5 protein-coding genes are annotated in these 15,188 nt (G+C 70.0%); 3 read left to right on the top strand and 2 right to left on the bottom strand.

Features of this window, described 5'->3' with window-relative positions; all coding sequences use genetic code 11:
- Both GX543_RS09235 and hsaA read right to left on the bottom strand, forming a co-directional pair.
- The coding region (locus tag GX543_RS09235) for a VOC family protein (RefSeq protein ID WP_290851490.1) at positions 1 to 697 on the bottom strand (697 nt) is incomplete at its 3' end.
- A gap of 37 nt (positions 698 to 734) precedes the next feature.
- On the bottom strand, positions 735 to 1,919 hold the full coding sequence (hsaA, locus tag GX543_RS09230; RefSeq protein ID WP_290851488.1) for a 3-hydroxy-9,10-secoandrosta-1,3,5(10)-triene-9,17-dione monooxygenase oxygenase subunit: 1,185 nt from the start codon (positions 1,917 to 1,919) through the stop codon (positions 735 to 737).
- 153 nt (positions 1,920 to 2,072) lie between these two features.
- On the opposite strand from hsaA, the gene GX543_RS09225 reads away from it, so the two are divergent.
- The 3 genes from GX543_RS09225 to GX543_RS09215 all read left to right on the top strand — a co-directional run.
- Positions 2,073 to 3,236 carry a Rieske 2Fe-2S domain-containing protein gene (locus GX543_RS09225; RefSeq protein WP_290851486.1) on the top strand — a complete coding sequence of 388 codons (1,164 nt, stop codon included), beginning with the start codon at positions 2,073 to 2,075 and terminating at the stop codon, positions 3,234 to 3,236.
- Positions 3,236 to 3,625 (top strand): hypothetical protein, encoded by a 390-nt coding sequence (locus GX543_RS09220; RefSeq protein WP_290851485.1) that lies wholly within the window; start codon positions 3,236 to 3,238, stop codon positions 3,623 to 3,625. Before GX543_RS09225 ends, GX543_RS09220 begins: the two co-directional genes overlap by 1 nt.
- 162 nt (positions 3,626 to 3,787) lie before the next feature.
- On the top strand, positions 3,788 to 15,188 hold an 11,401-nt coding region (locus tag GX543_RS09215; RefSeq protein WP_290851483.1), incomplete at its 3' end, for a non-ribosomal peptide synthetase.

Below are 15,188 nucleotides of genomic sequence, written 5' to 3'. Positions count from 1 at the left end.
GCCCGACGTCGTCGGAGTTCTCGACCTCGACCATCAGGTGGACGATACCGGTGGTGTTCGGAATCGGCAGGAATGCGAGCGAATGATGGCGCGGATTGCAGCCGAAGAAGCGCAGCCACGCCGGCTCTTCGCCCTCCTGGCGTCCGACGATCTGCGGAGGCAGTCGCATCGAGTCGCGCAGGCGGAAGCCGAGGACGTCGCGGTAGAACGCGAGCGCCTTGGCGTCGTCGGTGGTCGTGAGGACCACGTGTCCCAGCCCCTGCTCCCCGGTCACGAAGGTGTGCCCGTACGGGCTCACCACGCGGCGGTGCTGCAGCGCCACCCCGTGGAACGCCTCCAGGACGTTGCCGTCGGGGTCGGCGAACACGATCAACTCGGCGACGCGACGGTCGGCCAGTTCCTCGGCGGTGCCCTCGCGGAACTCGACACCGGCTGCAGTCAGCCGGTCGCGCACCTCCTGCAGTCCGGCGGCGGTCGCGCATTCCCAGCCCGAGCAGGCCAGGTGGTCGCGGTCCGACGGAACGATCACCAGGCGGGCCGGGAAATCGTCCATCCGCAGGTACAGCGCACCGGGGATCGACCCGGAGCCCTCCACCATGCCGAGCACCTTGAGTCCGTATTCGCGCCAGGCGTTCATGTCCGTGGCGTCGATACGCATGTAACCGAGAGACCGGATCGGGCTCAGGTCGTCAGTCATCAGTTTCGTCGTTCCTTAGCGTTGGAGGGTGGTGGCCTTAAACCATCGTGTCGCCGATGGGGATGCCGAACTCGCCGTTGCCGAAGGCCTGGTAGGCGCGCTCGGGATCGTTGGCCGCGTGGACGCGACCGGCGTGGGCGTCGCGCCAGAAGCGCTGGATCGGCGTGCCGTTCTCCAGGGCGTGCGCACCGGAGTTCTCGAAGAGCAGGTCGATCGAGTCGATCGCACGGCCGGTGGCACGGACCTGGTCGCGACGGGCGGCCAGACGCAGCTCCATCGGGACCTCTTCGCCCGCGAGGATGTAGTCGTACTCGGCCTGCAGGTTGCCCGACAGCTGGCGCCACGCGGCGTCGATGTCCGAGGCGGCCTGGGCGATGCGGACCTTGGCGAACGGATCGTCCTTCGACTTCTCGCCGGCGTAGGCCGCGCGGACGCGCTTGCCCTGGTGCTCCACGTGCGCCTCGTAGGCGCCGTACGCCATGCCGACGATCGGCGTCGAGATGGTCGACGGGTGGATGGTGCCCCACGGCATCTTGTAGACGGGTGCGGTGTTGCGCTCGAGGCCCGGGGCCTCGCCCATGCTCATGGCACGGAAGCTCAGCATGCGGTGAGTCGGGACGAAAGCGTCCTTGACCTCGATGGTGTTGGAGCCGGTGCCGCACAGGCCCACAACGTTCCAGACGTCCTTGATGTTGTAGTCGCTGCGCGGGATCAGGAAGCTGACGAAGTCGACCGGCTTGCCGTTCTTGATCACCGGACCGCCCACGACCACCCAGTCGGCGATGTCGCAGCCCGACGACCATGCCCAGGAACCGTTGACCTTGTAGCCGCCCTCGACGACCTCGCCCATGCCCATCGGCGCGTACGACGACGAGATGCGGACGTTGGGGTCCTCACCCCAGACGTCTTCCTGCGCCTGCTGGCTGAAGAGCGCGAGGTGCCAGTTGTGGACGCCGACGATGCCCGCGACCCAGCCGGTGGAGCCGCAGGCCGTAGCCAGCCGGCGCACGGCCTCGTAGAACGTGACGGGGTCGGCTTCGAAGCCACCCCACTGCGAGGGCTGCAGCAGCTTGAAGAATCCGGTCGCCTCGACCAGGTCCGCCACTTCCTCCGGGACGCGACGAGCGTCCTCGGTCGACTGCGCCCGCTGCGCCAGGTCCGGAAGCAAGGCGTCGATCTTGTCGAGAACCTGCTGTGCGGCTTCGCTCCGCTGTCCTGCCATGTCAGTCACTCCTTCATGTCGGCTTGATGAGAATATTAGAACACGTTCTCGTTCAAAACTAGAACACGTTCTCATTTTGTGCAGAAACGTGTTCTAATGTTCCTAGTAGGAAGGGCTCGCACGGCCCACAACGACACCGACGAGGAGTCCACGATGGCTGACACCGATATCCGGGAGATCGACACCGGCGTTCCCCCCACCCGCTTCGCGCGCGGCTGGCACTGCATCGGACTGGTCGCCGAGTTCAGCGACGGCGAGGCTCACTCGCTGGAGATCTTCGGCACCAAGCTCGTGGTCTGGGCCGACCGCGCGGGCGAGATCCACACGCTCGACGCATACTGCCGTCACATGGGCGCCGACCTGTCGATGGGCACGGTCAAGGGCGACAACATCGCCTGCGCCTTCCACGGCTGGGAGTGGAACGGGAAGGGTCGCTGCGCGGAGGTCCCGTACGCCAAGCGTCACCCGAAGCTGGCCAAGACCCGCACCTGGCCGACCATGGTCCGCAACGGCCAGGTCTTCGTCTACAACGACCCCGAGGGCAACCCGCCTCCGGAGGACGTCGTGATCCCCGAACTCGCCGAGTTCGGCGACGACGAGTGGACCGCGTGGACCTGGAACAAGATCATCATCGAGGGCTCCAACTGCCGCGAGATCATCGACAACGTGGTCGACATGGCGCACTTCTTCTACGTGCACTACGCCCTGCCGGACTACTTCAAGAACGTTTTCGAGGGCCAGACCGCGGCGCAGTACATGAACAGCCACGGTCGTCCCGACGTGGGCATCTCGACCGCGTACGGCGACACCCGCCTCGAGTCGATCGCCGCATACTACGGCCCGTCCTACATGCTGAACCCGATGGTCCAGTACTACGGCGAGTACTCGGTCGAGACCATCCTGACCAACTGCCACTACCCGATCAGCGACAACTCGTTCGCGCTGATGTTCGGCGTGATGGCGAAGGTGCCGAAGGGCCTGACCGCCGAGCAGGGCGAGAACATGGCCGCCAAGATCACCGAGGGCGTCGAGGTCGGCTTCATGCAGGACGTCGCGATCTGGAAGCGCAAGACCCGCATCGACAACCCGCTCCTGGTGGAGGAGGACGGCGCCGTCTACCAGCTCCGTCGCTGGTACGAGCAGTTCTACGTCGACATCGACGACGTCACCGAAGAGATGACGGGCCGCTTCGAGTACGAGATCGACACCGTCAAGGCGCTCGAGTCGTGGAACGTCGAGGTCCAGGAGAACCTGCGCGTTCAGGCCGAGAAGAAGGCGGCGAAGGAAGCAGCCGACGCCGAGAACGCCTCGGTCTGATGACCCGCGCTGACGAACGGGGCGCGGCCGCCGGTTCCGGTTGGGCCAAGGCCCCGCAGTGGGCGAACGACCCGGACCGAGCCGCGGCGATCGCTGCCGCCACGGCCCGCGACCGTCGTCACTACCTCACCGGCGGCATGACGGAGATCGAGTGCCGATCCTGTCATGCCCTGGTGATGGTGAAGAAGACCGGCGCGCACCACACCAGCGTGCAGTGGAACGACGACGCGCTGGACCAGTGTGCGCAGATCTCCGAGATCCGTGCGTCCGGCGGCAACGCCGCGCTGCTCCCGACCTGTCCCCGACTGTCGGCCAGTATCGACCACGGCGTCGCCGAGGGAATCATCCCGAACGAGTCGCCGGCGACGGATCCCGACGGGTACTGGTGACCTCGTCCGGGGTGATCTCCCCACCCTGAACACCCTCTGCAACATCCCTTTGCGGCCGCTGACCTCGAAAGACGTCGGCGGCCGCAAATCTTTTCCCGACTCGACCAATCTGCACCGATCTCCCAGCCGTAGTACCTAACGACGGCTGACGAAGGAGATCGAGTGAGTACAGACGACCTCATCCACTGCGCCCGAACCCGCGTGGCGCTCCCGCTGACCGCCGCACAGCGCGGCATCTACTACGCGCAGCAGATCGACCCGCACGTACCGATGTCGGTGGCCGCGTTCGTGGAGTTCCACGGCGACGTCGATGCCGACATGCTGAACCGCGCCGTGGCCGACGCCGCAGAAGAGACCGAGTCCGGCCTGCTGCGACTGGTCCCGAACGACGAGGACGAGCCGACCGCACTGGTCGACGTCGACCGCAGCATCGAGCTCGGCCGCCGCGACTTCTCGCACCACGACGACCCCGCAGCCGCCGCCCGACGATGGATGGACGAGCATCGGGCGCATGTGCCGGATCTGTTCTCCGATCCCCTGCTGCAGACCTACCTGCTGACGCTGGGGCCCGACCACAGCATCTGGTACTGCTGGGGGCACCACCTCGCGTTCGACGGGTACGCGGCGATGTACATGATGCTGCGGGTCGCACAGCGCTACACGGCCGCGACCGGGGCCGAGCTGCCGCAGACCGACATCGCCTCGATGGCCTCCATTGCCGAGTTCGATGCCGATTACCGCAGCTCAACGCGCTTCGTCGACGATCACGAGTACTGGTCTGCCCATCTCGGGTCCGATCCGAACGCCCTCCCCGCAACCTCGTTCGCCACGCGAGCCGACGCGGCCGCGCCGCTGACATCGCTCGCATCCGCTGCGCTGAACGACCGCCTGGTCGAGCAGATCCGAACGCGGGCCGCCACCCTTGAGGTCCGACCGGCATCGGTCATCACCGCGGCCGTCGCGCTGTACCTCGCACGGTTCAACGACTCCCCCGACGCCATGCTCAGCCTGCCCGTCGCCGCACGCGACACCGCGGCCCTGCGGACCTCGGCCGGCCTCACCTCCAACGTGCTCCCGATCCTGGCCGCCATCGGCCCCGCCGACGATCCGCGCCGCGTGGACGACCTGATCTGCGCGGTGAACCACGACATCAAGAGCGCGGTGAGGCACCAGCACTACCGGCACGAGGACCTCACCTCCCAGGTGCTGGGAGCGGCGAACGGCCGACGCGGCTTCTTCGGGCCGATGGTCAACGTGATGCTGTTCTTCAAGCACATCGACTTCGGTTCACTGCCCGGCGCCCTCACCATCCTCTCGACCGGACCGGTGGAGGACGCGTCGGTGAACGTCTACGACGCCCTCGCCGGCGGCATGAGCCTCGATCTCGAGGCCAATCCGAACGTCTACTCCGATGCCGAAGTCCGGACTCATCATCGGCGGCTCGTCGAGTTTCTCGACCGGTTCGTGAGCGCCGCGCCGGACCTCCCCGTCACCGAGTTGCCGATCGCCACCGAGCGCGAGGCGGCCGACGCCGAACGGCACGCGGTCGGCCCGACGGTGGACTACGGCGAACAGACGCTGACCGGCCTGCTGGACGCCGCGTATCGCCGATTCGCCGACCGCACCGCCTTGATCGACCCCGACGGCACCAGCCTCACCTACGACGAACTCCACGGTCGGGCGCGCGCCGTGGCCGCAGCGCTGTGCGAGCGCGGTATCGGACCCGAGTCGGTGGTCGGCGTTCGAGTGCCCCGCGGGATCGACCAGCACGTGGTGTTGCATGCGATTGCCGCGGTGGGCGCGGTGTTCGTGCCGCTGACCCCCGATGAGCCGATTGCTCGACTACGCCGCATCCTCGACGTCGCGGAGCCGGAGTTGATCGTCGGGGACGACGACCTCGACCCCGCAGGCACCGGCCGCAGTGCGCCCGTCGCGGCGTTGGCCGACCTCGAAGCGCACGGGGCCACCGTCTCCGATCCGGCCCCGCTCCGAGCTCCGCACCCGGACTCGGGCGCGTACCTCCTGTTCACCTCGGGATCCACGGGCGCCCCGAAGGGGGTCCTGGTGAGTCATCGAGCGTTGGTGAACCGCCTGCGGTGGATGCAGGACGCGTACCCCCTCGGCAGCGACGATCGCGTGCTGCACAAGACGCCCGCCGGATTCGACGTCTCGGTCTGGGAGTACTTCTGGCCGACGACGGTCGGCGCCGCCGCGGTGGTCGCCGCCCCCGACGGACACCGGGACCCGTGGTACCTGCAGCGGATCGTCGAGCAGACGCGCGTCACCGCGCTGCACTTCGTCCCGTCGATGCTCGCGGTCTTCGCCGAATCGCGCAATCCCGGCTCGGCAGCCGATGCCGCAGCGACGCGGACCGCACTGTCCTCGGTCCGAACGATCTTCACCAGCGGCGAGGCCCTCACCCCGGGCATCGTGGCGGCGACGGCGACGGTGACGGCGGCGCCGATCCACAACCTGTACGGGCCGACCGAAGCCGCCATCGACGTCACACACCACGACGCCTGCGATCCGACCGAGCCGGTGGTCCCGATCGGCATGCCGATCCACAACACCGTCGCGCACGTCCTCGATCGACGGCTCGCGCCGAGGCCCGCGGGGGCGGTCGGCGAGCTGTATCTGGGCGGCGTGCAGCTCGCACGCGGCTACCTCGGGCGTCCCGACCTGACCGCGGATCGATTCGTCGCCGATCCGTTCGGGAGCGGCGGGCGTCTCTACCGCACCGGCGATCTGGTGCGACGACGCGCGGACGGCGAGCTCGAGTACCTCGGTCGCAGCGACTCTCAGGTCAAGATCCGCGGCCAACGCGTCGAGCTCGGCGAAGTCGAGGCCGCCCTCGCCGCGCTCCCCGAGGTCCGGACCGCGGGCGTCACGGTGCGCGACGACCTCCTCGACGACCGCGTGATCATCGGCTATGTGACAGGTGACGGCCTCCGCGACCGCGACCTGCGCGCCGAACTCGCCACCGCGGTTCCGCCGCACATGATCCCCACGGCCGTCGTAGTGTGCGAGTCCCTCCCGACCACTGCCAACGGCAAACTGGACCGTCGCGCGCTGCCAGCGCCCGACCTCGGCGACGTCGGACCGAGGGCCACCGCCGAACCCGTCACCGAGCTGGACCGCCTGGTGCGGGACACCGTGGGCGCCGTCCTCGACCTGCCCGAACCATCGATGTCCGCGGGCTTCTTCGCCATCGGCGGCAACTCGTTGTCGGCCACTCGCGTGGCCGCCCGGCTCTCGACCGCGACCGGGGTGCGCCTCGGAATTCGGGACGTCTTCGATGCGCCCGACCTCGCGGGGATCGCCACCGCGCTGCGGGCCCTCGGCGTAGCTGCAGACATCGTCCCGCAGCGTCGGCGATCGCGACGCGCGGCGATCACCGGACCGGTCCCGCTGTCGCCCGCTCAGCACCGGATCTGGCTGACCAACCGGCTCGACCCGACGCTGGCCGCGACCTACAACATCCCCTTCTCGGTCCGACTCACCGGTGCGCTCGATCGCTGTGCGCTGATCGCCGCACTCAACGACGTCGTGGCTCGGCACGAACCCCTCCGCACCACCGTCGACGAGCGCGACGGCATCGCCTACCAGCGGGTGCTGCCCGCCCACGACGGGATTCTCGACGCCGAGTGCCTCCCAGCGGAGGAACCGGCAGCGGGCGCAACGCCTGCACCAGCAACAGCAGAGGGCGACACCGCAGCAGAGGCGACGACACACGCGGAGGAGTTCGCCGCGCGGCCCTTCGACCTCGCTGTCGATCTCCCCATTCGCGCTCGCCTGGTGTCGCACTGCGAGCGCGACCACACGCTCGCGGTGGTGATCCACCATCTCGCCGCAGACGGATGGTCGCTGGCACCGTTCGCAGACGATCTCGCTCGCGCATACCGTGCGCGGACCTCGGGCGCGGGTCCGGCCTGGCCCGACCTCCCGGTCACCTACCGGCAAGCGTCGGCAGACCGACTCGCCTGGCTCGAGGATCCGTCGTCGGACGCCGGCGATCAACTCGCCTATTGGTCGGCCGCACTCGAGCACGCTCCGGTCGAGAGCGGACTGCCCTACGACCGCCCGCCGACCCGAGGGGGCGCCCGCACCGGTGATCACGTCCGCGTCCCGATCGAGGCCGCGACTCGCACCCGGCTGTTCGCGCTCGCCGACCGCCTGGACGTGACCCCCTTCATGGTGATTCACGCCGCCGTCGCGGCGCTGCTCCGCACCGCCTCGGACACCGACGACATCGTGGTGGGGACGCCGGTGTCGGGCCGCGGTTCGGGCGACCTCGACGCGCTGGTCGGGATGTTCGTCAACACGCTCGCGCTCCGGACCCGTGTCGACAAGGAGGCTGCGTTCGGCGACCTGCTCGCGGCGGTCCGCGAGTGCGACCTCACCGCGTTCGACAACGCGGACATCCCGTTCGACCGGCTCGTGACCGAGTTGAACCCTGACCGCAGTACCGGCGGGCAGCCGTACTTCGATGTCTCCGTCGCCCTCGAAGACACCGCGGAGGTGGTCCTCGACTTCGAGGGACTGTCGGCCACCGCCTCGCGGATCGATACCGGGACCAGTAAGTTCGGCCTCGAGTTCACCGTGACCGACCGGCACGGCGACGCCGGAATGGAGTTGCTGCTCGGGTACGCCGACGATCTCTTCGACCGAATCACCGCGACCGGGCTCGCATCGAGATTCGTGCGCTTGCTGGACACGGTCACCGACGACCCGAACATCGCCGTCGGCGACGCCTGCGTCCTCGATCCCGTCGACCGCCTGGACCTGGTACCCGCCGTCGGCGGCGGCACGCGCCCCGCCGAGCATCTGTCGCAGCTGATCGCGACGGCCGCAGCCGCGGCCGCACACCACCCGGCGATCGTCGACGCCGAGAGCAACCGCACCCTCACCTACCGCGACCTCGACGTCGAATCGAATCGACTGGCGCGAACGCTGATGGCTGCGGGCGCAGGACCGGAGGACTTCGTGGCGATCGCGCTGCCGCGAGGAACGGATTGGCTGGTCGCCCTGTTCGCCGTCGCCAAGTCGGGGGCGGCGTGGGTTCCCGTGGATCCCGCCCATCCGCGCACCCGCATCGAGTTCATGCTGGCCGATTCGGGCGCGGAGGTCGTCCTGACCGACCGCGCATCGGCAGCCGAGCTGCCGACCGGCGACCCGCACACGGTGCTCCTCGTCGACGACCTCGACACGGCCGGCGACCAGTCGATCACCGCGGGCGAACGTCTCGCTCCCATCGACATCGACCAGCCCGCCTACCTGATCTACACCTCGGGGACCACCGGTCGGCCCAAGGGCGTGGTGGTGAGCCACCGCGGCCTGGCCGACCTCGCCGCCGAGCAGGTGTCCGCACTGACGATGAACGGCGGCAGCCGGACGCTGCATCTGGCTTCGCCGAGCTTCGACGCGTCGATTCTCGAGGTGATCATGGCGGTGGGCGCCACCGCGACCATGCACATCGCACCCGCCGGAATGGTCGGCGGTCGGGAACTCGCCGAGTTGATGGCCGATGCCGCGATCACCCACGCCTTCCTCACCCCTTCGCTGCTCACGACGATGTCGCCGGACGATCTGCCACAGCTGGAGAGCCTGGTCATCGGCGGCGAGAGCCCCAACTCCGAGGCCGTCCGTCGCTGGGCCGTCGGGCGCCGGGTGATCAACGCCTACGGTCCCACCGAGACCACCGTGGTCGCGACCATGTCGCAACCCATCGCACCGAACGACGCCGTCACCATCGGCAGACCGATCCGCGGAGTGTCCGCGATGGTCCTCGACGAGCGACTCCGCCCGGTGCCGCCGGGGACGATCGGCGAGCTCTACCTCTGCGGATCGCATCTCGCTCGCGGCTACCACCGCGTGCCGTCGCTGACCTCGAAGCACTTCATCGCCAACCCGCTCAGCCACGACGGCGAACGGATGTACCGCACGGGCGATCTGGTGCGGTGGACAGCCGACCGTTCGCTCGAGTTCCGGGGCCGCTCCGATCACCAGACCAAGGTGCGGGGCCACCGGATCGAGCTCGGCGAGGTCGACGCGGCTCTGGTCGCCGACCACGCGGTGCGCGAAGCGGTGACGGTCGTGTCCGGGGCCGGTGAGACCGCCCGCCTCGTCGCGTACGTCGTCGCAGCGGCCGGCTCGCTCGACCCCTCCGCTTGCCGCGCTGTTCGCGACCGACTCGCCGACCGCCTGCCGCGCCACCTGGTTCCGTCCGTCGTCGTTCCCCTCGACGCGATCCCGGTGACGCCGGTGGGCAAGACCGATACGCGAGCGTTGCCCGCGCCCGGCGCGCCCGACGACACACCGGCCGACGAACCGCCCCGCACCGCCGCCGAAGGCGTGACCGCTCGCGCGGTCGCCCAGATCCTCGGCATCGATCCGGCAGCCATCGGCCGTGCCGACGACTTCTTCGAGCTCGGCGGCAACTCGCTGCTCGCCACTCGGTTGGCGACCAGCCTCGAGGAGCACACCGCCGCACGCATCTCGGTGCGCGCCCTGTTCGACGACCCGCGCTTGTGCGCCATCGCGCGGCTCGTCGAAGGCGACACTCCACATGGGGCTGCCGAGGACCCCGGGCCGCGGCTGGAACTGACGGGCGGCGACACCGACGCGCCGGTCGAACCCGGTCCGGCCCAGCAGCAGCTGTGGTTCCTCAACCGACTGGCCGACCCGGACGCCGGTGCGGCCTACCACATCGCGTTCGCCCTCGACCTCGACGGCGACCTCGACGTAGCGGCGCTGCAGGGCGCGCTGGCCCACGTCGTCGCACGTCACGAGCCGCTCCGCACCCGCTATCCGGAGCGGGACGGCCGTCCGGAGCTGGAGGTGCTTCCGATCGACGACGTCTGGCTCGGTCTCACTCCGACGGCCGTCGCCGACGACGAGTGGGAGTCCCGCGCGGCAGCGTTCGCCGCGCAGCCGTTCGACCTGACCGTCGACTGTCCGCTGCGCGCCGCCCTGCATCGTCTGCCCGACGGCCCGACGGGCAACCTCCGGCATCGGTTGTCCCTGGTGATCCACCACATCGCGGCCGACGGTGCCTCCATGGCGCCTCTCGCCCGCGATCTCGGCGAGGCCTACGCCGCCCTGCACGCCGGTCGCACACCGCCCCGGCCGGAGCCGTCGATCACCTATCGCGACTTCCTCCGCGGGCAGACCGCGGAACTCGATCAACCGTCGAGCGCGACAGCGTCGACCACGCGGCTCGACGCCCTGACGGCGTGGTGGCGCCGCAGGCTCGACGGCATCGGCCACGCACCGGTGCTGGCCTCCGACCTCGAGGCCCCGTCGGCCACCGGCCGGGCCGGAATGGTCGAGGTCCCGTTCCCAGCCGCGCTCCGCACCGCGCTGGCGGCGGACGCCGCGCCCGGCACCACCGAGTTCATGACGATGCACGCGGTGCTCGCGACGCTCCTGCACCACCTGTCCGCAGATCCCGCTGTCCATGTCGAGACCGGAGTCAGCGATCTGGTCGTCGGGACCCCGGTCGCGGGACGGTCGGAGCCCGCCCTCGCCGACCTGGTCGGCATGTTCGTCAACTCGGTCCCGTTGCGCACCCGCGTCGACTCCGCACTCGGGTTCACCGACCTGCTGTCGCAGGTCCGCGACAACGACCTCGACGACCTCGCGCACAGCGCGCTGCCGTTCGAGAAGCTGGTCGCCGAGCTCCGGCCGCCGCGAACCGGGCGCCATCCCGTGTTCGGTGTCGCGCTCACCGTCGACGATCTCCCCCGGGACGTCCTCGACCGGGATCTCGCCGCGCGGACCGGTCTGGCCGTCGCGGTGCGCGAGATCGGCACCGGCGGCGCCCGGTTCGACCTCGAACTGTCGATTCGGGCCGACACCGCCCGCTTCACGTTCGACGTCGGGCTGTACAGCGAGGACCGAATCACCGACATCGCGCACCGCTTCGTCGACCTGGCCCACCAGCTCGCCGACCACCCGCACCGACCGATCGGCGATCTCGAGCCGATGGGCCCCGCGGACGGCCGCACCGCCGCGACCGAGACCGGCCCCGCACCCGCCCACCTGGCCGATCTCATCGACCGCGCTGTCCGCTCGCACCCGGACACCGTCGCGCTCGACGACGGCGCCACCCGTCTGACCTACCGGAAGGCAGGTCGCACGGCGAACCGCTGGGCGCGCACCCTCACCGCGCACGGCGTCGAGCCGGGCGACGTGGTCGCCGTGGCGATCGACCGATCGGCCGAATCCGTGCTCGCCACGTGGGCGGTCACCACGACCGGCGCCACCGTGATGCCGGTGGACGCCCGGCACCCCGCCCATCGTGTGGCGCACATGATCGCCGACTCCGGGGCCGCTCTGGGGATCACCTCGAGCGCGCTGCGGCCGACCCTGCCCGACGGCCTGACCTGGCTCACCGTCGACGACCTCACCGCTGATCGCCCCGGTGCCCGCCGCGCGCTCCGCACCCCGCCGGCCCGCCGAATCGACAGCGGCGCCTACCTGATCTACACCTCGGGCACCACGGGCATGCCGAAGGGCGTCGTGGTGAGTCACCGCGGCCTCGCCCCGTTCGCGGCCACCCAGACCCGCCGATTCGGCGTCGACCACACCAGCCGCACGCTGCACTTCGCCTCCCCCGGTTTCGACGCCGCGATGCTCGAACTGCTGCTCGCCGTCGACGCCGCAGCGACCATGACGATCGCGCCGCCAACGCTGTACGGAGGCGACGAGCTCACCGAGTTCCTCGCCGAACAGCGGGTCACCCACGCCTTCGTGACGCCCGCGGCACTGTCGGCCGCCGGTCCCCGCGATCTGCCGGACCTGCGCTGCCTCGGCGTGGGCGGCGAATCCTTCGGCCGCGATCTGGTGGCCCGGTGGGGCGCCGACCGCACCCTGCTGAACTGCTACGGCCCCACGGAGACCACCATCGTGGCGCTGATGTCGTCCCTGCATCCCGGCGAACCCATCACCATCGGTCGACCGGTGGCCGGGGTATCGGCCATGGTGCTCGATCACCGGCTGCGGCCCCTCCCGCCGTTCGCCCCCGGCGAGCTGTACCTGACCGGCCCCGGCCTCGCGACCGGCTACCTGAATCGGTCCTCGCAGACCGCCCGGACCTTCGTCGCGGCGACCGACGGTTCGGGTGCGCGGATGTACCGGACCGGGGATCTCGCTGCCACCGACCTCGCAGGCAACCTCGTCTTCCACGGTCGGAGCGACCATCAGGTCAAGGTCCGCGGTTTCCGCATCGAGCTCGACGAGGTCGACGCCGTTCTCACCGGCCACCCGGATGTCGGGGCGTCGGTGACGGTGGTCGACGGGTCGTGCGACAGTGCTCGCCTGGTCAGCTACGTGACCGGCGCAGCAGACGCCGACGTCGATCGCGTGCGGTCGTACGCGGGTGATCAGCTGCCCCGCCACATGGTCCCGGCGGTCGTCGTACCGCTCGACACGATCCCGTTGACGGTCAACGGCAAGGTCGACCGGGCAGCGCTGCCGGTCCCCGAGCGGGCCGAACGCGTCCCCGCGCGGCGGCCGGCACCGGGTGCGGAGACCCTGCTCGCCGACCTGGTCGGCGACGTCCTCGGCCTGCCCGCAGGCAGTGTCGGCGCCGACGACGACTTCTTCGCCCTCGGCGGCACGTCACTGCAGGCGACCACGGTGGTCAGCCGGATCAACGCGGTCCACCGGGGCGACCCGATCCGCGTTCGCATGGTCTTCGACCACCCGAGCGTCGCTGCCCTCGCCCGGTTGCTCGACGTCGACCCGACGCGCGTGGCGAACGAACCGGTGCCGTCGGCGTCCGACGTGACACGGTTCCCGCTGGCACCGATGCAGAAGCGCCTGTGGTCGCTGCATCGGAGCGACCCGGCGTCGGTGGACTACGCAATGCCCTTCGTGCTGCGCCTGCACGGCAGCCTCGACGCCGCGGCCCTGCGTGAGTCGCTGGTCGACGTCGTCGCCCGGCACGCCGTCCTGCGCACGGTGTACACCGACACCGACGACGGCCCCGTCGGCGTGGTGCGCGACGACCCGGTGGCGGTGATCGGCGACCTCACCAACAGCGACGAGGACGCCGCGACGATGCTCCGGCGGCCATTCGACCTCACCCGAGACGCACCCGTCCGGGCGCTGCTGACCGGACGCGACGACAGCCACGAACTGCTCCTGGTCCTCCATCACATCGCGGCGGACGGCGCGTCCATGCCGACCGTCATCGGTGATCTGCTCGGCGCCTACCGGGCTCGGACCGGGGCGAGCGATCAGCAGGTGACCCGAGCGCCTGCGGTTCCCGACTACCGCGACCACGCCCTGACCGCGCAGCGTGTGCAGACCGACGCCGACCTCCAGTACTGGACTGCGGTCCTCGACGGCGCGCCCGCCGTCACCAGCGTGGACGCCGACCCGGCGCAGGCGGATCGAACCGGTGGGGCAACGGTCGACCTGCCGATCGAACCGCCCCTGCGCGACGAGATCGTCGCCTTCGCCCGCGCCAACTCGACGTCCGCGTTCACGGTGCTGCACACGGCGCTGGCCGTGCTGCTCAACCGGCTCGGCGCGGGCGACGACCTGGTGATCGGAACCCCGGTGGACACCCGCGCGGCAGTCGGCGGTCAGCACGACTTCCGTGACACCGTCGGCATGTTCGTCAACACCGTCGCACTGCGCAGCACCATCGATGGGGCCGCGAGCGCGCAGTCCCTGGTGGAACAGACGCGGGACGCCGACCTCGACGCGTGGGATCACCTCACCGCGCCGTTCGACGACATCGTGTCCGCGCTGAATCCGCCGCGGCTGTCGGGGCGCAGCCCGCTGTTCCAGGTGGCGCTGTCGGTACACGACTTCGCCGACTCCATCAGCGGCGAGCACCTTCCGGTGTCCGCCGACCTGATCGGCGAGATCGCCGAACTCGACACCCAGGCCGCCAAGTTCGACCTGCAGTTCACGGTGACCGGCATGAACTCGTCGTCGACGACGACGAATCTGTCGCTGACCTACGCGCGAAACCGGTACGACGACGACCAAGCCGCGGAGCTGAGCGTCCGCCTGCTGCGCGTGGTGCGGGCTCTCGTCGCCGATCCGCAGCGCCGCGTCGGCGACATCAGGATCACCGATCCGCTCGAAGCCGACGCCCTGACCCCGGTGTCCGGGCCCGCAGCCACCGCACCGCGGACCTTCGCCGACCTCCTCGACGACGCCGTCCGCCGCAATCCCGACGGCATCGCGGTCACGACCGAACATCCCGGGGACGGCACGGCCGACATCACCTACCGCGAGCTCTTTCATCACGCCAACCGGCTGGCCCGATGGCTGCTGCAGCAGGGCGTCGCGCAACGACCCGAGTCCGTGGTGGCGGTCGCGATACCCCGCTCGGCGGAGGCGATCACCGCGATCTGGGCGGTCGTCCGGACCGGTGCCGCATACTTGCCGGTGGATCCGACGTACCCCGCCGATCGCATCGCTCACATGCTCGACGACGCGGGCGTCGATCTGATCCTCACGACCGGCGGCCATGTGGACGCACTGCCCGACTCCGCGGTACCGACGGTGCTGCTCGACGATCCGACGGTGCAGACGCAGTTGG

The organism is Gordonia sp. (in: high G+C Gram-positive bacteria) (genome assembly GCF_012515855.1).
In the GTDB taxonomy this organism is placed as follows: Bacteria; Actinomycetota; Actinomycetes; order Mycobacteriales; family Mycobacteriaceae; genus Gordonia.
The sequence above is the reverse complement of the archived record's forward strand: the minus strand, read 5'-3'. Positions and strand labels throughout refer to the sequence as shown.

Coding starts and splice junctions, on each gene's coding strand:
- GX543_RS09220 (WP_290851485.1), top strand. CDS start 3,236: ATGACCCGCGCTGACGAACGGGGCGCGGCCGCCGGTTCCGGTTGGGCC.
- GX543_RS09225 (WP_290851486.1), top strand. CDS start 2,073: ATGGCTGACACCGATATCCGGGAGATCGACACCGGCGTTCCCCCCACC.
- hsaA (WP_290851488.1), bottom strand. CDS start 1,919: ATGGCAGGACAGCGGAGCGAAGCCGCACAGCAGGTTCTCGACAAGATC.